The sequence below is a fragment of the Methylobacterium sp. AC433 genome, assembly GCF_979253015.1.
Map to the genome: position 1 here is coordinate 473005 of NZ_CEEDBN010000002.1, position 25789 is coordinate 498793.

Genomic DNA, 25789 nt, shown 5'->3' on the forward strand with positions numbered 1-25789 from the left:
TCTGGTCCTCTAACCGTTACGCACCGGCGCCCCTTTTGCTGGTGGCGTCCGCTGCAGTTCCCCGTCTTTAAGCCAGCAGCGAGCGAGAAGCTGTTGCGTTGCGATCACGCCAGCCGCAGCGAAGGCGGCCCCTTTGTGGCGATGCTCGTCTTATTCTCACCCACTCCGTGAAAACCGAACGCGCGTGAATGGCCAAGGTTCACCCACGGCCACGCTTTTTTCGCGGTCGAAGATTGACAAAGTGTCGCAGGTCGGAGGGCGGCTCAGGCGGCGAGGGCGATCGCGGAAATCAGGCGGCCGTAATCGGGCTCGGCCCGATGGGTGGTCCGGCGGTAGCTATAGAAGAGGTCCGGGTCGGCGTAGGTGCAGCGCCCGAGGTCGCCGGCCTGCCCCACCCCGGCCTCCACGAGTCGCGCCCGGATGAAGCCCGGCAGGTCGAACTGCGCATGGTCCGCGCGAGCTCCCGCCCCGAGGAAGCGCTCGAAGCCCGGGGCCTCCGCCCGGAAGCGCGCGATGAAGTCGGGGCCGACCTCGTAGGAAGGCTGCGCGATCGTCGGGCCCAGCACCGCGAAGATGCGGCCGCGCTCGGCACCGAGGCCCTCCATGGCCGCCACGGTCCGCTCGATCACCCCGCCGAGGGCACCCTTCCATCCGGCATGGGCCGCGCCGACGACGCGGTTGTGCGGATCGGCGAACAGGATCGGCCCGCAATCGGCCGTGGCGATCCCGAGGGCGAGGCCCGGAATCCGCGTCACCATCCCGTCGGCCTTCGGACGGTCGGCGAGGGCGATCGGCGCCTCCACCACCACCACGTCCGGGGAGTGGACCTGGTACAGGCTGACGAGCGCGTCCTCGGCCACGCCGAGGTGCCGGCTCATCCGGCCCCGGTTCCGCGCCACGTGATCGGGGGCGTCGCTCGAGCCGAGGCCGCCGTTGAGGGCGGCGTAGATTCCTTCTGAGACTCCGCCGCGCCGCGTGAAGAAGGCGTGCCGGATGCCCGGGAGGCCGGCGAGGTCGGGCGATTCCAGCGAGTCGGGCAGGTCGCGCGTCATGGTCACATCCATCCTCGTCACATCGATCCTCGGCACTTCGATCCTCGAACGGTCTTGCACGGCGCGCGGCGACGGGCCGGCGCCCGCCTCTATCACGGACATCCGATGGCGCGAGGGGACGGAACGATCCGCGGGCGCCTCGCCGGCCACAGCCTGAAGTCGTGGCTCTTTACGGTTCGTTAAGCATGTTTTGATCGGATACGTCGCAAGAGTCGAGGATCAGCCGATGTCGGAAGCAGCCCGCCACCAAGCCCCGTACGAGCCGGCATCCCGGCCGCAGCCCGGTCCGCTGCGGGATTGGCTGGCGGCGATGAAGGCGGCGACCAATCCGGCCGAGACCCAGCCCGCCGCCGCACCGGCACAGGCCGAGGAGGCCCGCTCGACGGACCAGGGAAAAGCCTGGACCCCGCGCGTCGTGACGCCGGCGCCCGTCGCGGCGGATGCCGCCGAGGCCGACGTCTCGGACCTGATGGCCGAGAACATCATGCTGAAGGCCAAGCTCAAGGTCGAGAGCGACCGCTACGATGCGCTCCAGGGCGTCATCGCCCGCGAGTTGCGCAACCTGCGTGCCCATGTCGAGGCGGAGATGCGCGAGTTCGAGGAGGTGCGCATGGAGCGCGACCGCCTCACCGCCGCCCAGGGCGCGTTCGAGCGGGAGGTCCGCGACCTCCAGGCGAAGATGGCGGCCGATGCCGCGCAACTGACCGAGATGCGGAGCGAGCGCGATCTCTGGGCCGCCCGCGCCGAGGCGCTGGCGCAGCCCATCTTCCAGAAGCGCAGCGTCTGACGCCGCGGAGGCTCCGGTGCGGTCCTGGGACGTCCAGGCCCTCGGAGCCAAGGGATACCGAAACATCGAAGGGCCGCCCCGTGAGGGGCGGCCCTTCCATTGCCGAACCGCTGTATCGTCCGGCCGAAACTGTCGCGTTCGCTTCGAGCGCTAGAAGGCTGCGCCGGAGGCGACGGTCCAGGTCCGGGAGGCCGTGGTGAGCGGCTGATGACAATGAGACACTGGATCACCTCCTTTCGTTCGTTGCGGGTGAGCCGAAGTTAGTCAGCCCCATCCGGTTTGAAAAGGCCCGCGCCCGCGCCCATCCGCCGCTGCCCGCGTCGGCGTCGGGCTGCCGCGGGCGCCCGGCTGGCCTCGGCCCCGCCGGAGGTCTAAAGCTTCGGGCCTTCCCCTCGCGGGGTGCCGCGACGCGAGCGCGCGCCCTGCCCAAAGGCCACGGACCCGCCCCTCCCCATGTCCACAGCCCTGCGGATGCCGGCGCCCGACGAGGCGGCGCTCGACCCGGATGCCATGCGCCAGCCGTTGCCCGACGCCTGGTACTGCGTCGGCCGCGCCGAGTCCCTGAAGCCGGGGGCCCTGCGGGCCGTCGAGCTGAACGGCGAGCAGATCGTCCTCGGCCGCGAGGCGTCCGGCGCCCCCTTCGCGCTTCGCGACCGCTGCCCGCATCGCGGCATGGCCCTGTCGAAGGGCCGCTTCGCGGGCGATGAACTGACCTGTCCGTTTCACGGCTGGCGCTTCGGCACCGACGGGCGCTGCCGCGACGTGCCGACTCTCTCGGCGTCCGACAACGCCGACTTCTCGCGCATCGCGGTGCAGCGCTTTCCCATCCGCGAGAGCGCGGGCTTCGCCTGGGTCAATCCCTATCTCGGGCCGGAAACCGGCTCGCCGCCCGCGGCCCTGCCGGAGCTCGGATTCCAGGCGGCCGGTTCCCTCGTGGTCGAGCTCGTGGTCGAGGCCTCCTTCGACCTGACGACGCTCAGCCTCGTCGATCCCGGCCACGTCGCCTTCGTTCACGATTCCTGGTGGTTCCGCCCCTCCAAGGAGCTGCGCGAGAAGGTGAAGACCTTCACGCCGACACCGCACGGCTTCACCATGACGAGCCACGCCACCACGACGAGTTCACCCGTCTACCGGCTGCTCGGCGGCGTGCCCGCGGTGGAGATCGAGTTCCGCCTGCCGGGCGTGCGGCTGGAGCGGATCGAGGCCGGGGCGAAGCGGGTCGCGAACTACACCTTCGCGACGCCCCTGACCCAGAACCGGACCCTGCTCACCAACGCCCTGTACTGGAACATGCCGGCGCTGAATCTCCTGAAGCCCCTGGCGCGGCCGCTGATGCGCCAGTTCCTCACCCAGGACCAGCAGGTGCTGCAGCACGCCCAGGCCGGCCTCGACCGCAAGCCGACCATGGTGCTGTTCGGCCAGGGCGACCTGCCGTCGCAATGGTACTTCCGCCTCAAGCGCGAGGCGCTCCAGGCCGCCCGCGAGGGGCGGCCCTTCGCCAACCCGCTGGCGCGGCAGGAGCTGCGCTGGCGCTCGTGACCTCCCGGCTCGGCCGCGCCGGGCTGCGAAAGGTCCTGCCAGCTGCGATGCGTGGCCGCGCCGCTTGATCGGCGCGCCGCAGCCGCCATCTCGGGTCCATGAAACGGCACAGTTTGATCAAGGCGTTGAGCGCCGCCACGGTGATGACGCTCGGCGGGGTCGGCTATGCCGCCCATAAGCGTGGGCGAAACCCCTATTACCGCGGGCCGCGCAGCGACCACTTCGACGGCGCCCGCTTCCACGGCCCGGACCAGCCGGCGGACAAGACCCTCGGCGACCTGGCCCGCTGGCGCTCCCGGCGCGGGGTCGACAGCCCCCTTCGCCAGGCCTGGCCGGCCGCGCACCCGAGTCCCTACGCCCCCGACAGGCCCCCGGAGCGCGTCTCGGGCCTGCGCGTCACCCTGATCGGCCATGCGAGCTACCTGTTCCAGGTCGCCGGCCGCAACATCCTGGTCGATCCCGTCTATGCCCACCGGGCGAGCCCGGTGAAATTCGCCGGCCCCAAGCGCGTGAACCCGCCGGGAATCGCCTTCGCGGACCTGCCCCCGATCGACGCGGTGCTGATCACCCACAACCATTACGACCACCTCGACGGGCCGGCGGTGGCGCGGCTCTGGCAGGCGCACCAGCCGCTGATCCTCGCCCCCCTCGGCAACGAGGCGATCCTGCGCGCCTACGACGACACCCTGCACGTGGAGACCCGCGACTGGGGCCAGTCGGTGGATCTCGGCGGCGGCCTGACCATCCACCTCACCCCCGCCCACCATTGGTCGGCCCGCGGCCTCAACGACCGCCGCATGGCTCTGTGGTGCTCCTTCGTGCTCACCACCCCGGTGGGCGTGCACTACCATTCGGGCGACACCGGCCTGCGCGACGGGGCGACGTTCCGGGAGGCCCGCACCCGGTTCGGGCCGCCGCGCCTCGCCACCCTGCCGATCGGGGCCTACGAGCCGCGCTGGTTCATGAAGGACCAGCACATGAACCCGGCCGAGGCCGTCGAGGCCGGGCTCCTGCTCGGTGCCGACCAGATGCTCGGCCACCACTGGGGCACCTTCCAGCTCACCGACGAGGGGATCGAGCAGCCGGTCGAGGCCCTGGCGCAGGCCTGCGCCGAGCGGGGCATCTCGCCGGAGCGCTTCCTCGCCATGCGGCCGGGTCAGGTCTGGGAAGGGTAGGATGCGCCTGCCCGGATCGGAGGTCGGACGCCGTCGATCCGGGCGCCGTGCCGTCAGAGGATGAAGCGGCTCAGATCCGCGTTCGCCGCGAGGCTCTCGACCCGGGCGCGCACGTAGGCGGCGTCGATCGCCACGGTCTCGCCGGAGCGGTCGGTGGCCGTGAAGGAGATCTCGTCGATGACGCGCTCCAGCACGGTCTGGAGCCGGCGCGCGCCGATGTTCTCCACCGAGTTGTTCACGTCGACGGCGACGCGGGCCAGGGCGTCCACCGCGTCCGCGCTGAATTCGAGGGTGACCCCCTCGGTCTTCATCAGCGCCACCGTCTGCTTCAGCAGGCTCGCCTCCGTCGAGGTGAGGATCTGGCGGAAATCCTCGACGGTCAGCGGCTGCAGCTCGACGCGGATCGGCAGGCGGCCCTGCAGCTCCGGCAGGAGGTCGGAGGGCTTCGAGACGTGGAAGGCGCCCGAGGCGATGAACAGGATGTGGTCGGTCTTCACCGGCCCGTGCTTCGTCGCCACGGTGGTGCCCTCGATCAGGGGCAGGAGATCGCGCTGGACGCCCTCGCGGGAGACGTCGGCCGAGGAGCGGCCCTCGCGGGCGCAGATCTTGTCGATCTCGTCGAGGAAGACGATCCCGTTGTCCTCGACCTCGCGGATCGCCTCCTGCGTCAGGGATTCGGCGTCGACGAGCTTGTCGGATTCCTCGGCGAGCAGCGGCGCGTAGGCGTCGCGCACGGTCATCCGGCGCGGCTTGCCCTTCTGACCGCCCAGCGCCTTGCCGAGCATGTCGCCGAGGTTGACCGCGCCCATCGAGGCGCCGGGCATGCCGGGGATCTCGAACATCGGCAGGCCGCCCGGGGCGCCGCCCGCGAGCTCGATCTCGACCTCCTTGTCGTCGATCTCGCTCGCCCGCAGCTTCTTGCGGAAACTGTCGCGGGTGGCCTGGCTCGCCGTCGGGCCGACGAGGGCGTCGAGGATGCGGGCCTCGGCGGCCGCCTCCGCCTTGGCCTTCACCGAACGGCGCTTCTCCTCGCGCTTGAGGCCGATGCCGACCTCCACGAGGTCGCGCACGATCTGCTCCACGTCGCGGCCGACATAGCCGACCTCGGTGAACTTGGTGGCCTCGATCTTGAGGAAGGGGGCGCCGGCGAGGCGCGCCAGGCGGCGGGCGATCTCGGTCTTTCCGCAGCCGGTCGGCCCGATCATCAGGATGTTCTTCGGGGCGACCTCCTCGCGCAGGGGGCCGGTGAGCTGCTGGCGGCGCCAGCGGTTGCGCAGCGCGATGGCGACGGCGCGCTTGGCGTCGGCCTGCCCGACGATGAAGCGGTCGAGTTCCGAGACGATCTCGCGGGGGGAGAAGGTGGTCATCACGCTCCGATCGGGTGCGGCAGCCGGGCTGCCAGGGGGCGGGGGAGGGCGCGCAGGAGCAGCGCGCGCAAGGGGTGCCAGCCGGCGCTGAGCGCCAGGATGAAGGCCCCGAGGGTAAGGAGGCTCAGGGGAACGGTGCTGCCGGCGAATCCCGCCTCGCGCACCAGGGCGCCGAGGGCGAGGCCGGCATAGACGAGGCCGGAGACGAGGAGGGCGCGCCGGTCCACCGCCAGGGCGATGCCCGCGAGGCCGAGGACGATGGCCAGCACCCCGAGGGTCGCCGCCTGTCCGCCGCCCGCGGTCAGGCTCCCCAGGATCGGGTGGACGATGAGCGGGGCGGCCAGCAGGTGCAGCCAGAAGGCGATGTCGGTGCGCCGGCTGACGCGGGCCGGATCGGCCAGATCGAAGCGCATGGCGAGCGCGAACACGCCGAGCCCGGCGGCGATGAACAGGCCGTCGCGGGCGGCGCGCGTCAGGTCCGGTGCCGCGGCGAGCAGCAGCCCGAAGACGAGGGCGCAGAGGGCCGCCGCCCCGGCCGCCACCGTGATCGGCACCGCGAAGCGCCGGTAGTGCAGGGTCACGAGGAGGAGGGTCGCCAGGGCGCCGCCGATCAGCGGAAGCGGCCCGAGCCGGGGATCGGCCGTCAGGTCGAGGAGGGTCGGCCAGCTCGCGCCGGCCCGGCCCGGGCCGGCGAGCGCGAAGGCGGCCGCCGACTGCACCGCCAGGGCGAAGACCACCAGCAGGACGATGCTCGGCAGCGCCATCCGGCGCCGGCGGGTGAAGAACTCGGCGAGGCCCCAGGCCAGGGCCGCGATCAGGGCGTAGCCGGGCGCCGGCCCCAGCGCCGACAGGCCGAAATGCGCGCAGGCGCCGAGGAACAGGAACAGGCCGAGGGTGACGAAGATGTCGGCGAAGCCCGAGACGAAGCGCAGGCGCTCGTCGTCGCGCGGCTCGTCGATCCCGGCTCCCCGCGGCGGGTCCGCCCGCGACAGGCGGTCGAGGGAAGCGGCCTGGATCTCGGTGATGATGCCCTCGGCCACGGCGCGGCGAAGGTGGTCGGCGGTGATCACGACGGAACCTCGCGGTGGGTCGCCCCGGGGAAAGCCGGGGCGATGCCGCGTCGGGCGGGAGAGGGGGCTGGCTGACGCACGCCCCCGACTTAAGCGCGTCGCGCCGCCCTTTCCAGTCGTTCCCGCGTCTCAGGCGGCCCGGATCGAGCCGACGAAGCGCGTGACCTCGCCGTCGAGGGCGCTGGAACGGCGGGCGAGCTCGGCCGCGGAGGCCAGGACCTGCGCGGCCCCGGCGCCGACCTCCACCGCCGCGCCCTGGACCTCGGCCATGGTCTCGGTGACGTCGTGGGTGCCGCGGGCGGCGTCGCTGACGCTGCGGGCGATCTCCTGGGTGGCGACCTGCTGCTCCTCGACCGCGGCCGCGACGCCGAGGGCGATGCTGTGCACGCTGCCGATGGTGGTGCCGATCTCGCGGATCGCCTCCACCGTCTCCCGCGTGGCGGCCTGGATCATGCCGATCTGCGCCGTGATCTCGTCCGTGGCCTTGGCGGTCTGGGCCGCGAGGGTCTTCACCTCGGTGGCGACGACCGCGAAGCCGCGCCCCGCCTCGCCGGCCCGGGCCGCCTCGATGGTGGCGTTCAGCGCCAGGAGGTTGGTCTGGCCAGCGATGTTCGAGATCAGGGCGACGACGTCGCCGATGCGGGCCGCGCCCTCGGCGAGGGCCTCGACGCGGGCATTCGTCCGGTGGCTGCTCTCGACGGCGGTCGCCGCGGCCGCCGAGGTCTGGCCGACCTGCTGGCCGATCTCGTTGGCGGTGGCGGCGAGCTCCTCGGTGGCGGCGGCCACCGCCTGGACGTTCTGCGCCGTCTCCTGGGCGGCGCGCATCACCGCGGCCGATTGCCGGTTGGTGCGCTCGGCCTGGCTCGACATCGTCCGCGCGGTCTCCTCCATCGCGGCGGCGGCATCCGAGAGGTCTCCGACCAGGCCCCCGACGCTGCCCTGGAAGCGGTCGGCGAGTTCGGTGCGCTCGCTGCGGCGGCGGCTGGAGGCGAGGCCGGCGGCCTCGTCCTGCGTCGCCCGCAGGGCCGCGGTCTCCTGCATCGAGCGGGCGAAGACCTGCATGCTGGCCCAGATCCCGCCGATCTCGTCCCGGCCCGGCTTGACCGCCGGAAGGTCGAGCTGGCCCTCGGACAGGCGCCGGATCGCGGCGGTGACGCGGCCGAGGGGCGCGGCGATCTGGCGGTGGCCGATGACGACGCCGAGCACCAGGCTCGCGAGGGTGCCGCCGACGGCGAGGCCGATCAGCAGGGTCAGGCGGCTGGCGTAGAGGGCGTCGGTGGCGGCATCGATCGCCGCGACCTGGGCCTGACCGCTGGCCACCAGGGCGTCGATGGAATCCTGAAAGGCCTGCCGGTTGGCGCGGTTGGCCTCGTTGAAGCCGAGATCCGCCGCCGCCTTCGGGGCGATCGCGGTCCCGGCCCGGGCGATCTCCTGGCGCAGGGTGGTGAAGGTGGCGGCGCCCTCGGCGACGCGCGCGAACTGCGCGCCCTCGGCCTCCTGCACGCGCCGGCCCAGGGCGGCGAGGAGGTCGTTCATCGCCGTCAGGTTCAGGCGCATCCGGTCGGCGTATTTCTGTGCGTCGGCGGTGTCCTTGGCGGCGTAGACGCCGCGGGATTCGAGCACGACGTTGCTGACGAGACGGTTGACGTTGGCCGCGTCGAGGGCCTGGCGGGCCGCGTGCCGGGATTCGACCATCGCGTCGTTGAAGGCCGAGAGGGTGCCGATCCCGATGCCGGCGACCAGCAGGGTGATCGCCCCGCAGGCCAGGACGAACATCAGTATCTTCGCCTTGATCGTCATGTTCGAGACCCTGCTCGGAGCTTTGATACAAGCTGGTAAGCAGTGTCTCGAAAACTTCGGTTAACGGACCGGCACTTCGTCAGATTTCGGACGTCTCCAGCGCTTCGATGACGAGGCTGTCATTCGTGTAGACGCAGATTTCGGCCGCGATCCGCATGGCGCGGCGAACGATCTCTTCCGCGTCGTGGGTACTGTCTTCCAGCGCGCGGGCAGCGGACAGGGCGTAGTTCCCGCCCGAGCCGATCGCCATCACGCCGCACTCCGGCTCCAGCACGTCGCCCGCGCCCGAGAGCAGCAGGCTGACCTCCTTGTCGGCCACCAGCATCATCGCCTCCAGGCGGCGCAGGTAGCGGTCGGTGCGCCAGTCCTTGGTCAGCTCGACGCAGGCCCGGGTCAGCTGCCCCGGATATTGCTCGAGCTTGGCCTCCAGCCGCTCGAACAGCGTGAAGGCATCGGCCGTGGCGCCCGCGAAGCCGCCGATCACCGAGCCCTTGGCGAGGCGCCGGACCTTGCGGGCATTGCCCTTGACGATGGTCTGGCCGAGGCTGACCTGCCCGTCGCCGCCGATCACCACCCGGCCGCCCTTGCGGACCATTAGGATCGTCGTGGCGTGCATCTGCGGCGGACCGCTCGCTTCGGAATGGGACAAGGCAGGCTCCGGTTCGGTTCTGAACCCCGCTCACGTAGTCGCTCGCCGGGTCCACTCCAAGCGTCGCCGGGATCCCGGCCTATTCGGGATAGCGCGGAAAGGCCGGCAGCGCGTCGAACCGGCCGAACCATGCGGGGGCGTCCGCGACCTGGATGCGGATCGACGGGGGCAGGGCGTCGGGATCGTCCAGGGTCGCCGTGTGAAAGTCGACCTGGCCGGGAAAGACCGCCTCGTTGCGGTAGAACAGGTTGGTGCCGCAGGTCCCGCAGAACTCGCGGACGACGCCGGGCGAGGATTCGTAGGCCGTGGGCGTGCCGGTGATCGTGATCCGATCGTTCGGGAACAGCGCGAAGCCGACGACCGGCGCGCCCGAGGACCGCCGGCAATCGGTGCAGTGGCACAGGGCGCTGTGGCTCGGCTCACCCTCGGCCGCGTAGTGGATGGCGCCGCAGCGGCAGCGTCCGGTCAAGGCCATGCGGATTCCCCCTCGCTCGCGCCCGTTGTCCCCGAGGGGGCCGAGTCGCGCAAGGGGGGCCCTGCACCGAGGGGCGTCCTGCACCGAGGGGCGCCCTGCACAAAGTCGCGCCCTGCGCCCAGCGAGCCGCCCTACACGACGACGGTGATCCGCTTCGCCGCCCGGGTCAGGCCGGTATAGAGCCAGCGCGCCCGGTGCTCCCGGAAGGCGAAGGATTCGTCGAACAGCACGACGTCGTCCCATTGCGAGCCCTGCGCCTTGTGGACCGTCAGGGCGTAGCCGTAGGTGAATTCGTCGGTCTCGCGCTTGAGGAAGGCCGGGATCTCCTCCTCGGAGCCCGACATCACGGCCTTGAGCACCTTGATGTCCACCGGCCGGCGGCGCAGGGCCGGGTCGTCCTCGGGCACCACGTCGAGGCGCACCGTGTCGGCGCGCGGCGAGGAACGCTGGGCGTGCACGGTCCAGGTCGAGCCGTTCAGGAGGCCCTTGGTGCGGTCGTTGCGCAGGCAGACGAGCTTCTCGCCCACCGCCGGCATCGGGTCGGTGTGGCCGGCGAGCTCGCGCAGGCGGTTGTTGTAGAGCCGCCGGGTCTTGTTCATGCCGACCAGCACCTGGTCGGCCTGGAGCACCACGGCCGGGTCGATGGAGCGGCGCGAGACGATGCGGCTCTCGCCGTACTCGCCGATCGACAGGCGCCCGCCCTCGCGCACCGTCATCGCCATCCGGACGATGGGGTCGTCGGCGGCCTGCCGGTGGACGTCGGTGAGCATCACGTCGGGTTCGGCCTCGGTGAAGAAGCCGCCGCCGCGCACCGGCGGCAGCTGCGCCGGGTCGCCGAGCACCAGCACCGGCCGGTCGAAGGACAGGAGGTCGTTGCCGAGGTCCGAATCCACCATCGAGCACTCGTCGATGACGATGAGCTCGGCCTTCGAGACCGGCCCGGTCCGGTTCAGGGTGAAGGCCGGGCCGCCATCCTCGGTCTCCTTGGTGCGGTAGATCAGGCTGTGGATCGTCGCCGCGTCGTGGCAGCCCTTCTGGCGCATCACCGACGCCGCCTTGCCCGTGAAGGCGCCGAACACCACCGTGCCGTCGACGTCGTCGGCGATGCGCCGCGCGAGGGTGGTCTTGCCGGTGCCGGCATAGCCGAACAGGCGGAAGACCTGGGGGCCGCCGGATTTGCGCCAGTCCGAGATCGCCTTGAGGGCCGCGTCCTGCTGGGGGGCGAAGCGGGTCGGCAGATCGGTCTCGGTGGCGGTCTTGCCGTCGGTCTCGGCCATCAGAGCACCGAGGCCCGCTGGAGGTCGAAGAGGTCGGCGCCACGCGCGGCGAACAGGTCCTCGAGGGCATCGCCCCCGGATTCCTGCGCGAAGGCGTACTCGGCTTCCGAGATCGGCACCGCCTGGAGGAAGGCCAGCGCCGTATCGGCCGCGGGGAGCGCCTGCAGGCGGGCCTCGAACAGGGTCGGCGGCACGAACAGGACGTGGGCCAGGCTCGCCGAGAGGCCGGTGAGCAGGCCGGGGAAGACGATGCCGGGAGCCAGGAACCAGCGCCCGTCGATGACCTGGAAGGCGCAGGCCGCCAGCATCCGCGCCACGTCGGGATCGGTGCCCACGCCCAGGATCTCGCAGCGCCCGGGGAATTCCGCGCCGTCCCGGTAGAGCAGGTGGTTGGCCAGCGTCACCGTCGCGCAGGCGGTGAGTCCGGGACGCGGCGCGTCGCGGCAGGTCAGGATGTCGACGTGGCTGCGGCCGGTCTCGTCGGCGTGCCGGGCGACGGAGGGCGCGCCGCCGAAGGCGCCCGCCAACATCCGCGCCACCGCGCGGTTGGCCTCGGTGATGTCCGCCGGAGGGGCGGCCGGGGCGCTCACGGCCAGCGCACCGTCGGGGGCAGCGACGACAGGATCGAGGCGACGTTGCCGCCGGTCTTCAGGCCGAAGATTGTGCCGCGGTCGTAGAGCAGGTTGAACTCGACGTAGCGCCCGCGCCGGACCTGCTGCTCCAGCCGGTCCTCTTCGGTCCAGGGCGTCGCCAGGTTGGCGCGCACGATGGCCGGGTAGGCCTTCAGGAAGGCCCCGCCGACGTCGCGGGTGAAGGCGAGGTCCGCCTTCGGGTCACCGGTCCAGTGATAATCGTAGAAGATCCCGCCGATGCCGCGCGGCTCGTTGCGGTGCTTGAGGTGGAAGTACTCCTCGCACCAGGCCTTGTAGCGGGCGTAGTCGGCGGCCGGGGCATGGGCGTCGCAGGCTTCCCGCATGGCCGCGTGGAAGGCCAGAGAATCGGGGTCGTCCTGGGTCCGGCGCCGGTCGAGCACGGGGGTCAGGTCGGCGCCGCCGCCGAACCAGGTCTTCGTGGTCACCACGAAGCGGGTGTTCATGTGCACGGTCGGCACGTTGGGGTTCCAGGGATGCGCGATCAGCGAGATCCCGGTGGCGAAGAAGCGCGGATCCTCGGCGGCGCCCGGCATCTGGGCGCGGAATTCCGGGGCGAACTCACCGTGCACGGCCGAGACGTGGACGCCGGCCTTCTCGAAGACCCGGCCCTTGATCATCGCCATGGTGCCGCCGCCGCCGGGCGCGCCGCTGTGGTCGGTGCGCTGCCAGGGCGTCTTCACGAAGGTGCCGGGCTCGGCCGGCGCGTCCGGGTGGAACGGCCCGGTCGCCTCCGCCTCCAGGGTCTCGAGGGCGGCGACGATCCGGTCGCGCAGGGTGGTGAACCACGCCGTCGCCTCGGCCTTGACGGCGTCGCGCTCGGCCTCGGGCAGCGGGGGGACGGAGGATTCGGGCATGGTCATGCCGGGGATGTCCCATCCCGCCGCCCGGCCGTCAATTCACCGGGCCGCGGTCGGGTCGCGGCGCTCAATCCTTGACGGACATCAGCAGCCGCTCGGTCTTGGCGTCCTCGATCCGGTTGACCATGCGCCGGCCCTCGTGGACGTCGCGGATGGTCTTGGTGGCGGTGATGCAGGACTGCACCAGCATGATCGTGCCCATGGCGAGGTAGCCCTTGATCCAGATGTCCATCGGCATGAACAGGATCCCCGCGGCCACCATCACGGCGGAGCCGAGGAACGAGGCGTAGGTGAAGGCGACCCAGGCGCCGGAATGCTGCGTGGTCTCGTTGGTCATGGGGATTCTCCTCGGGGCGGGGTGATTTCGGAAGGCGGGATCGGCGATGAAGCGCGCTGCGCAGTCCCTCTCCCCCGCAGAGGGGGAGGGGCCGCTTGCGCAGCCGCTGCGCGGCGGTCAGGCGGCCGGCTGACGGGACGCGTCGGCCCGCGCGCGCAGGCGGTCGAGGATGGCGGAGGGAGCGGGGCGGGCGCTCGGGCCGAAGCCGGCGCGCTCCATCCGCTCGGCGATGTCGGCGCCGGGCTCGGCCTCGCGCAGGGCCTCCTCGGTGTCGTCGGCCTCGGCCTGGCGGCTGCGCAGGCGGGCCAGCGTCGCCTCGGCCTCCTTCAGCGTGGCCCGGTCCTGCGGGTCCGGGCTGATCCGCAGGCGCCGGGCGGTCTCGGCCGCGGCGGCGAGGCGGCGGCCCCGTTCGAGCTCCGCCTGGCGGCGGGTGGCGTCGGCGACCTTCGCGCGGATGCGGGCCAGTTCGGCGGCGAAGCGGGTCCGGGCGGTGCGGATCGCGTCGCGCTCGGCCTCCAGTTCGGCGATCGCCTCGGCCGCCTCCGCCGCGAGGTCGTCGCGGCCGGACTGGAGCGCCGCCACGGCGCGGGTCTCGAGGTCGGCGGCGCGGGCCTCGACCTCCGCGAGGCGGCGTTCCTCGGCCCGGTCGCCGGCCACCGAAGCGGCCAGCGCCTGACGGCTGCGCTCCAGGGCGGCGCGGGTCTCACGGATCTGCTGGTCGAGGATCAGGAGGGCGTTGCGGTCGAAGAGGTCCTCCTCGGCGCGGGCGGCGGCGCCGCGGGCGAGGGTCCGAAACAATCTGAGCATCGTCGGGCTCCGGGTGAGTGGCTGCTGTCCACCCCCCGGTTGTCGCACGGTTTGAACAGTGTTCAAGTGCGATATTGCACGGCGTTCAATCCGCCCGCGGAAAACCCTCCGTCTGGCGCAGGGCCTCGCCCAGGATCATGGCGGCGCAGACCGCGACGTTGAGCGAGCGCAGGTCGGGGCGGATCGGCACCACCACCCGGGCCTCCGCCGCGGCGTGGACGATGTCGGGCACGCCGGCGGATTCCCGGCCCATCAGCAGGCAGTCGCCGTCGCGATAGGCGAAGTCGGTGTAGGGCAGGGCGCCCCGCGTGGTGGCGAGGACGAGGCGGATGTTCTCCGCCTGCCGCCAGGCCGCGAAGGCGTCCCACGAGCGGTGGCGGGTGACGGCGACCCGGTCGAGGTAGTCGAGGCCCGCGCGGCGCAGGTGCCGGTCCGAGACGTCGAAGCCCGCGGGCTCGATGATCTCGACGGCCGCCCCGAGGCAGGCGGCCAGGCGCAGGAGGGTGCCGGTGTTCTGCGGAATGTCGGGCTGGTAGAGGGCGAGGCGGAGCATCGGCGGCGTCCCAACGGGGCTGGCGGGTCCGTGCGGCATCGCTCCCCGGTTGGCAGGCGGTCAAGGCGGCATAGCTAAGAGGGCGCTGCAGCAACCGGATGGTCTCATGTTTCTCGATTGGCTCGAGCGCCGGATCGACACCTTCGCGCCGTTCGACGACGGCCGCATGCCGCCCAAATCCGTGCTCGGCTTCGCGAGCTTCTACCTCCGGCCGATCCGCGGCGCCCTGGCGATCCTGTTCGTGGTCGCGGTGCTGGCCGGGTCGGTGGAGGCCTCGCTCTACCTGCTCATGGGCTGGTTCATCGACCTCCTCAACAAGGCCGACCGCGCGACCCTGTGGCAGGAGCACGGCACCGGCCTGATGCTGGCGGCCGGCCTCCTGCTGGTGGTGCGCCCGATCACGATCTGGCTGCACGAGATCCTGTCGAACCAGTTGATCGTGCCGCAGGCGACGAACCAGATCCGCTGGCGCACGCACCTCTACACCCTCGGCCACTCGCTCTCGTACTTCCAGGCGGACTTCGCCGGGCGCCTCGCCAACCGGGTGGTGCAGGTCGGCCCGGCGGTGCGCGAACTCGCGGTCGTGTTCATCGACACCCTGCTCTACGTCGCGATCTACGCGGTGACGGCGGTCGGCCTGTTCGGATCGATCTCGCTCTGGCTCGCCCTGCCGGTGGTGGTCTGGATCGCGGCCTACGCCGCCCTGACGCGCTGGTTCGTGCCGCGCGCCCGGTCCCGCTCGCTCCTCACCGCCGACACCCGCTCGGCCCTGATCGGACGCATCGTCGACAGCTACACCAACATCCTCACGGTGAAGCTCTTCGCCCGCGACCGCGAGGAGCGCGCGGCGGTGCGCGACGCCGTCGACGTGCACACCAAGGCCTATCTGCACCAGTTCCGGCTAGTGAGCAGCACCACCACCCTGCTCGGCCTCCTCAACAGCCTGCTGATCCTCTCCACCGCCAGCGTCTGCGTGATCCTGTGGCAGCGCGGCGGCATGACCACCGGCGAGGCCTCGGCCGGCCTCGCCCTGGTCCTGCGCCTGATGGCGATGTCGGGCTGGGTGATGCAGACCGTGCGGGGCATCTTCGAGAATGTCGGCGTCATCCAGGAGAGCATGCAGACGATCGCCCGTCCGCACGCCATCACCGACCGGCCCGATGCCGGGACCCTGACGATCACGGGCGGCGACATCCGCTTCGAGAACGTCGGCTTCCATTACGGCCGCGACGACGCCTCGATCATCGCGGGCCTGAACCTGCACATCCGGCCGGGCGAGAAGGTCGGGCTCGTCGGCGTCAGCGGCGCCGGCAAGACCACGATCACCGCGCTGCTCCTGCGCCTGCACGACCTGGAGAGCGGCCGCATCCTCGTGGACGGCCAGGACATCGCCGGGGTGACGCAGGGGTCGCTGCGCAGCGCCATCGCCATGGTGACCCAGGACACCTCGCTGCTGCACCGCTCGATCCGCGACAACATCGCGTATGGCCGCCCCGACGCCACCCTGGCCGAGGTCGAGCGGGCCGCCCGCCTCGCCCAGGCCGACGGCTTCATCCGCGACCTCGTCGACCACAAGGGCCGCACCGGCTACGACGCTCAGGTGGGCGAGCGCGGGGTGAAGCTCTCCGGCGGCCAGCGCCAGCGCATCGCCATCGCGCGGGTCATCCTGAAGGACGCCCCGATCCTCATCCTGGACGAGGCGACCTCCGCCCTCGATTCGCAGGTGGAGGCGGCGATCCAGGAGAGCCTCGATACCCTGATGGAGGGCAAGACGGTGCTGGCCATCGCGCACCGCCTCTCGACCATCGCGGCCCTCGACCGCCTGATCGTCCTCGATTCCGGCCGGGTCATCGAGGAGGGCACCCATGCCGAACTGATCGCCGGCGGGGGCCTCTATGCCCGCCTGTGGGAGCGCCAGTCGGGCGGATTCCTGGCTGACGGCCTCGCCACCCGGCCCTACGAGGCCGCCGCCGAATAGGCGGTCCGGGCTCGTCCGGCGGGGTTTCGGACGCCCGCGCGGCGTCCGGTTCCGGGACATCCGTGCTGCACCGCACATGCGGGACGCGCGGACTGCCGGGGCATTGGGCAGAGGCCGCGTCCGAAGGCGAGGCGGAGCCGTAAAAACCGCTGCGTCAAGAGGGATTTAGGGTCGAAATGCGCAGGCGTTAAGCAAACCCTGCCTGTTTCATGTCCATCCTGCATAGCAGACCGGCCGCATCGCCTCTCGTGCTGCGCTGCGGCAAAGCCTACATCGGGTCCATGGCGACGGGGCGATTGGCCTCGTGGCACGAACCGTTTTCGGACCCGACTCCCATGGTACACGCAATCATCAACCACATCCGCTCCTCTTGGAAGGAGCACGCCTCGGTCCGCGAGATCGCGAACCTGACCGACCGGCAATTCGCCGATATCGGCGGCGACCGCCTCGACAGCCGCCTCCTCGACAAGGCGCGCCGCCACCGGGTGCGCGAGACCGGCCAGTTCCACAAGTCGGTGGGTGTGTTCTCCTACCCGACCGCCTAAGATCATCCGCGTTCGGCGGCCGTCGCAGGGACGGGCGCCGCAACGCCGATCGAGGTCCAGCGCTTGAGGGCACGCAACCGACGGCCGGGGAGGCCCGTGCGTCTTCTGGCCGGCCTCGCGGCGCTCTGCCTGCCGCTACGGGCCGCTGCTCCGGCCGCCGAGCCGATCGTCATCACCGTCGATCCGAAGGCGACCACCCTTTCCTCGAAGCCCGCTTCGAAGCCCCCCGTCAGCCATGTCGTCGTCGCCACCCTACCGGCGGCCCTGGCCCTGCGCCGGACCTGGCGCCGGTCGGACCCGCGCCTGGCGATCGCGATCGCCCTCGCCCCCGGACTGCACCGCCTCTCCGAGCCGGTCCGCTTCGGACCCGAGGATGGCGGCACGGCCGCCGCCCCCCTGGTGGTGCGCGGAAGTCCCGACGGCACCACCCGCCTCGTCGGCTCCGTCCCCCTCTCGCCCGCGCCCGACGGCATCCCCTCCGACCTGCGCGCCCGCCTGCCGGCCGCCGCGCGCGCGCAGATTCGCGCCTATCGGCTGCCCGCCGCGGCCGGGATCGATCCCCGCATCCAGGAACCCCGGACCCTCGCGCATCGCGATGCCCGGGTGAACCTCGCCGTGTTCGATAGCGCCGGGGCGCTCTGGCCGGCGCGCTGGCCGAATGCCGGCTGGGCCAAGGTGGCGGCCGCCAGCGGGGCCGGTGCGGACTTCACCGCGGCCGACGGGCGCATCGAGGGCTGGCGCGGCGAACCCGACCTCTGGGCGGAGGGGTACTGGCACTGGGACTGGCTGTTCGAGGCTTTCCCGGTCGTCGGCCTGGATTCCGCGGCCAGGCGCCTGACCCTGGGCGCACAGCCCTACGAGGGCATCGCCAAGGGCGCCCGCTACCGGATCGTCCACGCGCTGGGCGAACTCGATGCGCCCGGCGAGTGGTGGCGCGACGCCGGCTGGGGCGTCCTCCTGGTCTGGCCGCGCGATCCCGCCGGTGCGATCGAGGTGGCGGTCACCGACACCCTGCTGGCGGTCGAGGGCGCGTCCCATCTGCGCTTCGAGGGTCTGGCCCTCGAACAGGCGCAGGGCGACCTCGTCCGGGTCGCCGATGCGACCGATGTGGTGATGACCGGCGCACGCCTGGGCCGGACCCCCAGCCGGGCCCTGTCGATCGCGCGCGCGACCGCCAGCGGACTGGCGGCCAGCACCGTCGCCGAGACCGGCATCGGCGCCGTCCTCTTGTCGGGCGGTGACAGGGCGACCTTGAGCCCCGCCGGGCTCTTCGTCCGGGATTGCCGGATCCGCGACTACGCCCAACTGGCCCGGACCCAGAGTCCGGCGATCACGGTCGAGGGCGTCGGGCAGGTCGTGGAGGGCAACTACATCCACGACACCGACGAGTACGCCATCCTGCTGCGGGGCAACGACCATCGGGTCGCCCGGAACGAGATCGCCCGGGTCCTGTCCGGCTCGACCGATAGCGGCGCCATCTATTCCGGCCGCGACTGGACCGCCCGGGGCACGGTGATCGAACACAATTACCTGCACGACATCCGCGCCGCGCCGGGCTTCGAGATCAAGGGCGTCTACCTCGACGACATGGCGAGCGGCGTCACGGTGCGCGACAACCTGTTCGTGCGGGTCGACCAGCCGGTCTTCCTCGGCGGCGGCCGGGACAACCGCGTCGCCGACAACCTGTTCGTGGAATCGAGCCCGGCGATCCACGTCGATGCCCGCGGCCGGACCTGGGCCAGCGACGCGATCACCGATCCGCAATCGGAGCTGCGCGCCGCCTACGCGGCGATGCCGGTCGGCTCCAAGCCCTGGCGCGCCCGCTATCCCGGCCTCGCCACGATCCTGCGGGACGATCCGGCGGCCGCGCGCAACACCATCGCGGGGAACGCCTTCCTCGGGAGCGAGCCCGTCCGGTTCGGCGACGGCGCCCGCGCCGACGAGCAGGTCCTCACCGGCAACCGTGGCCCGGACGGCCTGCGCCTGCCCTCCGGCGCCCCCGCGAACGGCCCGGCGCGCTTCGACACGGTGCTGGACGCCGCCGGCATCGCGATCCGCACCCGGGACTACGCTCCCCTGGACCGCGACGCGCGCCTGCCGCCACCCTCCGACAAGCGGCCCTGACCCGCTCGCCCGCCCGCTGGGCCGCTTCGCCGGGACGGGCATTTCGCCTCGTGAATCGGTCCCGTGGGCGGGTCCGTTAGCGTATGTTGAGGCGGGCCGGCGGAGGGCTGGTATCCGAGGGGCCCGCGACCGGGGAAGAGCGTGACCGGGTTTTGGATGCTTGGCTAAGTATTACCAAGATGATCTGGCCGCCGCCGCCCCGCGGCAGCGGTCCGCTGCTTCCCTCCCCGACCGACGGATTCTTTGATGGATCAACGCATCCCGGGCTGCTAGGCGCCACGGATCGCGCAGATGTCGGTTGCCGGGCACGCGCCCCGGCAGGGAAGGGCATGTCATGCATATCGTGATGGTTGGCTCCGGCTATGTCGGCCTCGTCTCGGGCACCTGCCTGGCGGATTTCGGGCACCAGGTGATCTGCGTCGACAACGATGCGGGCAAGATCGACCTGCTGAAGGCCGGGCGCATGCCGATCTACGAGCCGGGCCTGGAAGCCCTGGTGGCCGAGAACGTCCGCCACGGCCGCCTCAGCTTCTCCACCGATCTCGCCGGCGCGGTCGCCGATGCCGACGCGGTGTTCATCGCCGTCGGCACGCCGTCCCGGCGCGGGGACGGCTTCGCCGACCTGTCCTACGTCCATGCCGCCGCCCGAGAGATCGCGGGCGCGCTCACCGGTTTCACCGTGGTGGTGACGAAGTCCACCGTCCCGGTGGGAACCGGCGACGAGGTCGAGCGCATCATCCGCGAAACCCGGCCCGAGGCCGACGTGGCGGTGGTGTCGAACCCGGAATTCCTGCGCGAGGGCGCCGCCATCGAGGACTTCAAGCGGCCCGACCGCATCGTCATCGGGGCCGACAACGCCCGCGGCGCCGCCGTGATGGGCGAGGTCTACCGGCCGCTTTACCTCAACCAGGCGCCGATCCTCTTCACGGACCGGCGCACCGCGGAACTGACGAAGTACGCCGCCAACGCCTTCCTCGCCACCAAGATCACCTTCATCAACGAGATCGCCGACCTCTGCGAGCGGGTCGGCGCGAACGTGCAGGAGGTCGCCCGCGGCATCGGCCTCGACAACCGCATCGGGTCGAAGTTCCTGCATGCCGGCCCGGGCTACGGCGGCTCGTGCTTCCCGAAGGACACCGTCGCCCTGGTCAAGACGGCGCAGGATGCCGGCACCCCGATCCGCCTCGTCGAGACGGTGGTCTCGGTCAACGACCAGCGCAAGCGCGCCATGGCGCGCAAGGTGATCCAGGCCTGCGGCGGCTCGGTGCGGGGCAAGACCATCGCGATCCTCGGCCTGACCTTCAAGCCCAACACCGACGACATGCGCGACGCGCCCTCGCTCTCCGTCATCACCGGCCTCCAGGACGGCGGGGCCGTCATCCGCGCCTACGACCCGGAGGGCATGGAGGCCGCCCGCGCGCTCCTGTCGAACGTGGCCTATGCGGGGGACGCCTACGAATGCGCCGCCGGGGCCGACGCGGTGGTGATCGTCACGGAATGGAACGCCTTCCGCGCCCTCGACTTCGCCCGGCTGCGCGCGACGATGGCCGCGCCCGTGCTGGTGGACCTGCGCAACGTCTACAAGGCCGAGGACGTGCGCCGACGGGGCTTCCACTACACCGGCGTCGGCCAGGCCCCGGTCCGGAGCACGCTCCCCGACGCCCACCCCCACGACGACGCCGTGCGACGCGAGTAGGTTCGGACCAGGGCATGCGATACGGCGCGACGAAGACGATCCTGGTCACCGGCGGAGCCGGCTTCCTGGGCTCGCACCTCTGCGAGCGCTTGCTGGAGCAGGGGCACGATGTCCTCTGCGTCGACAATCTCTTCACCGGATCCCGCCGCAACATCGCCCCGCTGCTCGACAATCCGCGCTTCGAGTTCATGCGCCACGACGTGACCTTCCCGCTCTACGTCGAGGTCGACGAGATCTACAACCTCGCCTGTCCGGCCTCGCCGGTGCACTACCAGTTCGATCCGGTGCAGACGGCCAAGACCAGCGTCATCGGGGCGATCAACATGCTCGGCCTCGCCAAGCGGCTGAAGATCAAGATCTTCCAGGCCTCGACCAGCGAGGTCTACGGCGACCCGGAGGTGCATCCGCAGCCGGAGGAATACTGGGGCCGGGTCAATCCGATCGGGTATCGCTCCTGCTACGACGAGGGCAAGCGCTGCGCCGAGACGCTGTTCTTCGACTACCACCGGCAGCACGGCATCGCGATCAAGGTGGCGCGCATCTTCAACACCTACGGCCCGCGCATGCACCCCAACGACGGGCGGGTGGTGTCGAACCTCGTGGTGCAGGCCCTGCGCAACGAGGACATCACCCTCTACGGCGACGGCTCGCAGAGCCGGGCCTTCTGCTACGTCGACGACCTCATCGACGGCGTCCTGCGCCTGATGGAGACCGGCCCCGAGGTCACGGGCCCGATCAACCTCGGCAATCCGGGCGAGTTCTCGATCCGCGAGCTCGCCGACCTCGTGATCGAGCTGACGGGCTCGCGCTCGCGCATCGTCGCCCGCCCGCTGCCGCCCGACGATCCGCGCCAGCGCCGGCCCGACATCACCCAGGCCAGGGCGGTCCTCGACTGGGCGCCGACGGTCTCGCTCCGCGAGGGCCTGATGCGCACGATCGGCTATTTCGACCGCCACCTCGGCGCGAACACCCCCGCCTGACGGGGGCGCTCCGGGCGGCTCAGTCGAGCGCCTCCGCCCCGGTGAGCACGAGGCCGACGAAGGGGCGCGGGCCGATGGCCGCGAGCGCCCGGTCGAGGGTGGCGTAGCGGCTCTGCCCGTGCCGGACGGTGACGAGCACCGCGGTGACGCGAGGGTCGGCCGCCAGGCGCTCGGCGATGGCGTCGGCGCCGATCAGGCCGACATGGATCACCACGAGGTCGTAGGCGTCCTGCGTGCCCAGGATGCTGTCGACGTAGCCGCGCAGGTCGCTGCGCGCGGTCTGGCCGTCCTGCGGGATCAGGGCGAGGCCCGAGCGGTGGCGCACCAGCACGTCCGAGAGGTCGCCCCGGCCGGGCACCTGGCCGCCGCGCCGGGGCGGCAGGCCGACCTCCCGGGTCACGGTGCCGTCGGCGGAGGCGTCGACGAGGAGGACGCGCTCGTTCTCCTGGGCGGCCGAGGCGGCGTAGTCGAGGGCGAGCATCGAGCGGCCGGCGACGTCGTCGGCGGAGGTGACCACGATGACGTGCGGGCGCTTGGCCGGCAGGTCGCGGCGCAGGCGGTTGCGCAGCCGCGTGATCGCGACCTCGTAGGGCCCGCTGCCCAGGCGGTCGGTCCCGTTGCGGGTGCCGCGCGGCAGGGTCGGCAGGAGCCCGAGGACGAGGCGCTGGGTCCGCGTCTCCAGGCGCGTGCGGGAGCGGATGCGCCCGCTGAACTGCTCGGCCATCAGGCTGCCGCCGACGCCGAGCCCGAGGCCGGCGACGAGGGCGGCCGCGAGCACGATGGCGGCGGGCGGACCCTGGCGCCGGGTGGGCGGCAGGGCCGGCGAGATGATGCGCGAGGTCGAGGTGTCGAGCTGCTGCTGCTCCTGCAATTCGCGGGTGCGCACCAGGAAGGCCTCGTAGACGCCGCGCCGGGCATCGACCTGGCGCTCCAGCTCGCGCAGCTTCACGAAGCTGTCGCCGACCTTCAGGGCCTCGGCCTTGCGCTTCTCGAGGGCCTGCGAGAGCTCGGTCACGTTGGCCATGCTGGCGCGGTACTCGTTGCGGATGGCCGCGCCGATGCGCTTCACCTCGGCCTCGAGCTGGTTGCGGGCGCTGCGCACCTGCACGTCGGAGGCGTTCATCGCGGGATGGCGCTCGCCGAGGCTGGTGGCCGCATCGGCGCGCTGGCGCTCGGCCTGGGCGAGCTGGCCGCGCAGCTGCCCGATGGTCTGCGACTGCAGCACCTCCTGGATCGAGTCGAGCTTGGCCGGGTCGCCGCTGGTGGCGCCCTCGATCTGGCGCAGCTTGGCCTGCTGCTCGGCGGCCTTGGCGCGGGCGGCGCCGAGCTGGTCGCTGAGCTGGCCGAGCTGCTGCTCGCTCACGAGCTGGGTGCGCGTCCCCACGAGGTTGTTCTTGGTGCGGAAGGCCTGGGCCGCGGTCTCGGCCTGCTGGACGCCGTCGCGCAATTCGCCGAGGCGGCTGTTCAGCCCCTCGCGCGCCCGCCGGATCGCCTCGGAGCGGTTGCCGATCTCGGTGGCGAGGTAGGTCTCGGCGACGCTCTGGGCGATGCGGGCCGACTTCTCGCGGTCGTTCGACGAGACCGAGACGTCGACGGCGAAGCTGCGCTCGAGGCGCCGGGCCGACATCCGGTCCCGCAGCGCCCGCAGGGCCGTCAGGGCCGGGTCGGCCTCGGGCTCGGCGGCGCGCCCGAGGAGGTGCCCCACCCAGGCGCGGAAGCGGTCGAGGGCGCCGGGCTCGACGAAGTCCGGATCGGCGGCGAGGCGCTGCGAGGCCACGACCTTGCGCAGGACGTCGTCCGACTGGAGCACCCGGAGCTGGCTGTCGACGAGGAGGAGCGTGGATTCGTTGGCCTGGCCCTGCGGGTTGGCCTCGTCCTTGAGCACGGCGAGGCCGCGCGGGTCGATGAGGAGCTGGACCGTCGCGGCGTACTGGGCCGGCAGGGCGAGGAAGCCCGCCGCCAGGCCCAGGAGGACGAGGATCGGCAGGATCACGCTCAGCCAGCGGCGGCGCAGGATGCGGCCGACCTCGCCCATGTCGAGGAACCAGGGCAGGGGCTCGCGCGCGGTCTCCGTGCCGGCACCGAGGTGCTGCAGGATCGCTGGTGGGGCGCGTTCGATGACAGCCATGGACGCTTTCCGTTACGCAATCGACGCGGGGCGGGCGCGGTGTCCGCCGTCCCGGATCGGGACGGTGCGGCCCGTCGAGTCCCGCTCCGGTCGGTCACTCCGGCCGATTCCGGCACGTCGCGCGCCGAATCCAGCCTGTTGCCGGTTCCGTTTCACGAAATGCGCCACGCGCTCGGGACGCCGGCATCCGGGAAGGGCGCGCTCGGCGCCGGCGCCGGCGCGGGCGCGCGGGGATAGGCCGGCACGCGCCCGTCCGGCGGGAGCTGGACCCGGATGAAGGCCAGGAGGCCGGCCAGAGCCAGCACGTTGACGTTCCAATCCTGGAAGATGCCCGGCGTCGTCATGCCGTTGAGCACGAGCATCAGCACGCAGGAGGCGACGAAGCGGCGCCCGCCGAGATCGAGCCTCATGCCCCAGGACAGGGTCGTGAGCAGGACCACCAGGGCGAAGCCGAGGCCGATCAGGCCGGTGCCGGCCCAGGCGCTGAGGAACATGTTGTGCGAGCTCGTGATGAACACGTCCTCGCGTCCCAGGGTCTCGGCCAGGGTCGTGGTCGGGATCAGGAGCTGGATGAAGCGGTCGCCGGCCGAGAAGCCCGATCCGGCGAGGCGGTCCTGCGTCGCCGCGATGAAGGTCGGCCAGAAGGTCGAGCGCCCGGTGCCGTTGGCGAGCTCGATGGCGGGCTTCTGCAGGATGGTGGCGAGGAGGTCGAGGAGGGCCGGGAAGGCCGCGAGGTCGAGCATCAGCAGGACGAAGCCCACCGTGGCCGCCAGGGCGCCGGCGATGCCGATGCGGCGCAGGACGGCGTTGCGCGAGGACATCAGCAGGGCCGGGCCGACCGCCACCAGGGCGCCGGTGCTGGCCGCCGAGCCGGCGATCACGAAGCCCGCGAGGGCCAGCACGAGGTAGGTCCGCCGGCGCCGCTCCGGCGGCCGGAAGATCACCAGGAAGCCCAGCATCGCGCAGACGTAGGGCATCATGTTGTTCTTGGCGGCCGAGAACACGATGCCCTGGGCCAGGCTCTCCAGGATGATCGGCAGCACGGCCACGAGCCAGGCCACGGTGATGATCGCCAGGAGGTCGGCGAAGCGCTGCTCGATGTCGGTCCGGTCGAAGATCACGATCGAGGCGTGGTAGAAGACGTACAGCTCCGCGCTCCGGTAGAGCGTGTAGGGCGGCACGATCGACCAGGCGGCGCTCAGGGTGTTCGCGCCGATCATCAGCGTGAACGGCAGGTAGGGCATCGCGAAGGGCAGCAGCGCGACGCGCCGGTCCAGGGCGATCTTCATGAACAGGTACAGGCCGGTCAGGCCGGTGAGCACCAGCGTGATGATGTTCGACGCGCTGAGGCCTTCCTCCAGCACCGCGTTGCCGTCCTCGCGCGGCACCGTGAAGACCAGGGGCATGAAGGCGAAGGTGCAGACCAGCACCATCGGAAGCACGAGCCGGGCATCGAGCGGGCGGACCGCCACCGCGAGCCGGCGCCGGAGCACCGGGTAGAGCATCGCGAACCAGGCGGGGATCGCCAGGACGAGAAACAGGTTCAGCACGCGTCTCCCTCCCCCATGGCCTGTGGGTCCGACGATGACGACACTTCGGCTGTGAAGCGTTTCACGGGCGTGAATTGCTCCCGAAACGCGGCCGGACTTCGGCATTATCGTAAATGGCAGCAGAACGGACTCGACGACTCCTGGTGGGCGAAGACGGGGTGCGAGAAAAGCTTGTGGACGGCGTCTCCCGGGCCGCTCGGCCCGGCACCGGCCTCGGCCTCGCCGAGCCTGTCCGGGCTGCCGGTCCGATCCTGACGAAGATGTGAATCCCGTCGATCTGGAGACGAACGAGCCTGCGGTTCTAGGGTCGATTGCCTGTATCATGCTCCGCTCTGGAGACGTGGCCCCGCCATGGACCCGACTCGGGCAAGTCGCGTGGCGGAGACGTCG

Annotated in this window: 22 protein-coding genes; 8 read left to right on the top strand and 14 right to left on the bottom strand. The window is 71.7% G+C overall.

Annotated elements, in window-relative coordinates; all coding sequences use genetic code 11:
- Positions 1-263: 263 nt before the first annotated feature.
- The gene (pgeF, locus tag AC0IWM_RS05720) at positions 264-1052 is read right to left on the bottom strand and encodes a peptidoglycan editing factor PgeF (RefSeq protein WP_471753463.1); all 789 of its coding nucleotides are present in this window, start codon (positions 1050-1052) and stop codon (positions 264-266) included.
- A 226-nt stretch (positions 1053-1278) separates the two neighbouring features.
- Between pgeF and AC0IWM_RS05725 the strand changes: the two genes are divergently transcribed.
- The 3 genes from AC0IWM_RS05725 (at position 1279) to AC0IWM_RS05735 (ending at position 4553) form a co-directional block, all read left to right on the top strand.
- Entirely contained in the window at positions 1279-1839 is a 561-nt protein-coding gene (locus AC0IWM_RS05725) for a hypothetical protein (protein WP_471753464.1), read from the top strand.
- A gap of 453 nt (positions 1840-2292) precedes the next feature.
- Complete coding sequence (locus AC0IWM_RS05730) at positions 2293-3378, top strand: Rieske 2Fe-2S domain-containing protein (RefSeq protein WP_471753465.1); 1086 nt, start codon at positions 2293-2295, stop codon at positions 3376-3378.
- A gap of 98 nt (positions 3379-3476) precedes the next feature.
- Complete coding sequence (locus AC0IWM_RS05735) at positions 3477-4553, top strand: MBL fold metallo-hydrolase (protein ID WP_471753466.1); 1077 nt, start codon at positions 3477-3479, stop codon at positions 4551-4553.
- A 53-nt stretch (positions 4554-4606) separates the two neighbouring features.
- Here the strand turns inward: AC0IWM_RS05735 and hslU are convergent, their stop codons facing one another.
- The 11 genes from hslU to AC0IWM_RS05790 all read right to left on the bottom strand — a co-directional run bounded on the left by hslU (position 4607) and on the right by AC0IWM_RS05790 (position 14398).
- The gene (hslU, locus tag AC0IWM_RS05740; RefSeq protein ID WP_471753467.1) at positions 4607-5920 is read right to left on the bottom strand and encodes an ATP-dependent protease ATPase subunit HslU; all 1314 of its coding nucleotides are present in this window, start codon (positions 5918-5920) and stop codon (positions 4607-4609) included.
- The gene (locus tag AC0IWM_RS05745; RefSeq protein ID WP_471753468.1) at positions 5920-6990 is read right to left on the bottom strand and encodes a hypothetical protein; all 1071 of its coding nucleotides are present in this window, start codon (positions 6988-6990) and stop codon (positions 5920-5922) included. Before AC0IWM_RS05745 ends, hslU begins: the two co-directional genes overlap by 1 nt.
- 129 nt (positions 6991-7119) lie before the next feature.
- Positions 7120-8790, bottom strand: a complete 1671-nt coding sequence (locus tag AC0IWM_RS05750; RefSeq protein ID WP_471753469.1) for a methyl-accepting chemotaxis protein — start codon at positions 8788-8790, stop codon at positions 7120-7122.
- 79 nt (positions 8791-8869) lie between these two features.
- Positions 8870-9406: an ATP-dependent protease subunit HslV gene (hslV, locus tag AC0IWM_RS05755; protein WP_471753524.1), complete on the bottom strand. Its 537-nt coding sequence runs from the start codon at positions 9404-9406 to the stop codon at positions 8870-8872.
- A 112-nt stretch (positions 9407-9518) separates the two neighbouring features.
- Entirely contained in the window at positions 9519-9914 is a 396-nt protein-coding gene (locus AC0IWM_RS05760) for a GFA family protein (RefSeq protein WP_471753470.1), read from the bottom strand.
- Positions 9915-10045: 131 nt separating this feature from the next.
- Positions 10046-11191, bottom strand: coding sequence for an ATP-dependent DNA helicase (locus AC0IWM_RS05765; RefSeq protein WP_471753471.1), 1146 nt, complete (start codon positions 11189-11191; stop codon positions 10046-10048).
- A complete protein-coding gene (locus tag AC0IWM_RS05770; RefSeq protein WP_471753472.1) occupies positions 11191-11781 on the bottom strand; it encodes a suppressor of fused domain protein in 591 nt (196 codons plus the stop codon). The genes AC0IWM_RS05765 and AC0IWM_RS05770 overlap by 1 nt, the downstream gene beginning before the upstream one ends.
- Complete coding sequence (gene hemF, locus AC0IWM_RS05775) at positions 11778-12704, bottom strand: oxygen-dependent coproporphyrinogen oxidase (RefSeq protein WP_471753473.1); 927 nt, start codon at positions 12702-12704, stop codon at positions 11778-11780. The genes AC0IWM_RS05770 and hemF overlap by 4 nt, the downstream gene beginning before the upstream one ends.
- A gap of 64 nt (positions 12705-12768) precedes the next feature.
- Positions 12769-13038: a YiaA/YiaB family inner membrane protein gene (locus tag AC0IWM_RS05780; RefSeq protein ID WP_447678932.1), complete on the bottom strand. Its 270-nt coding sequence runs from the start codon at positions 13036-13038 to the stop codon at positions 12769-12771.
- Between the two features lie 117 nt (positions 13039-13155).
- Complete coding sequence (locus AC0IWM_RS05785; protein WP_471753474.1) at positions 13156-13845, bottom strand: PspA/IM30 family protein; 690 nt, start codon at positions 13843-13845, stop codon at positions 13156-13158.
- Between the two features lie 85 nt (positions 13846-13930).
- On the bottom strand, positions 13931-14398 hold the full coding sequence (locus AC0IWM_RS05790) for a tRNA (cytidine(34)-2'-O)-methyltransferase (protein ID WP_056467090.1): 468 nt from the start codon (positions 14396-14398) through the stop codon (positions 13931-13933).
- A 106-nt stretch (positions 14399-14504) separates the two neighbouring features.
- Between AC0IWM_RS05790 and AC0IWM_RS05795 the strand changes: the two genes are divergently transcribed.
- The 5 genes from AC0IWM_RS05795 to AC0IWM_RS05815 all read left to right on the top strand — a co-directional run bounded on the left by AC0IWM_RS05795 (position 14505) and on the right by AC0IWM_RS05815 (position 21721).
- Positions 14505-16376 (top strand): ABC transporter ATP-binding protein, encoded by a 1872-nt coding sequence (locus AC0IWM_RS05795; protein ID WP_471753475.1) that lies wholly within the window; start codon positions 14505-14507, stop codon positions 16374-16376.
- Between the two features lie 335 nt (positions 16377-16711).
- Positions 16712-16921 carry a hypothetical protein gene (locus AC0IWM_RS05800; RefSeq protein ID WP_056467096.1) on the top strand — a complete coding sequence of 70 codons (210 nt, stop codon included), beginning with the start codon at positions 16712-16714 and terminating at the stop codon, positions 16919-16921.
- A 96-nt stretch (positions 16922-17017) separates the two neighbouring features.
- Positions 17018-19045: a right-handed parallel beta-helix repeat-containing protein gene (locus tag AC0IWM_RS05805; RefSeq protein ID WP_471753476.1), complete on the top strand. Its 2028-nt coding sequence runs from the start codon at positions 17018-17020 to the stop codon at positions 19043-19045.
- Positions 19046-19379: 334 nt separating this feature from the next.
- Complete coding sequence (locus AC0IWM_RS05810) at positions 19380-20741, top strand: UDP-glucose dehydrogenase family protein (protein ID WP_471753477.1); 1362 nt, start codon at positions 19380-19382, stop codon at positions 20739-20741.
- 14 nt (positions 20742-20755) lie between these two features.
- A complete protein-coding gene (locus AC0IWM_RS05815) occupies positions 20756-21721 on the top strand; it encodes a UDP-glucuronic acid decarboxylase family protein (RefSeq protein WP_471753478.1) in 966 nt (321 codons plus the stop codon).
- A gap of 19 nt (positions 21722-21740) precedes the next feature.
- Here AC0IWM_RS05815 and AC0IWM_RS05820 read toward each other — a convergent pair whose 3' ends face one another.
- A complete protein-coding gene (locus AC0IWM_RS05820; protein ID WP_471753479.1) occupies positions 21741-23849 on the bottom strand; it encodes a GumC family protein in 2109 nt (702 codons plus the stop codon).
- A gap of 152 nt (positions 23850-24001) precedes the next feature.
- A complete protein-coding gene (locus tag AC0IWM_RS05825) occupies positions 24002-25399 on the bottom strand; it encodes an O-antigen ligase family protein (protein ID WP_471753480.1) in 1398 nt (465 codons plus the stop codon).
- Between the last annotated feature and the right edge of the window lie 390 nt (positions 25400-25789).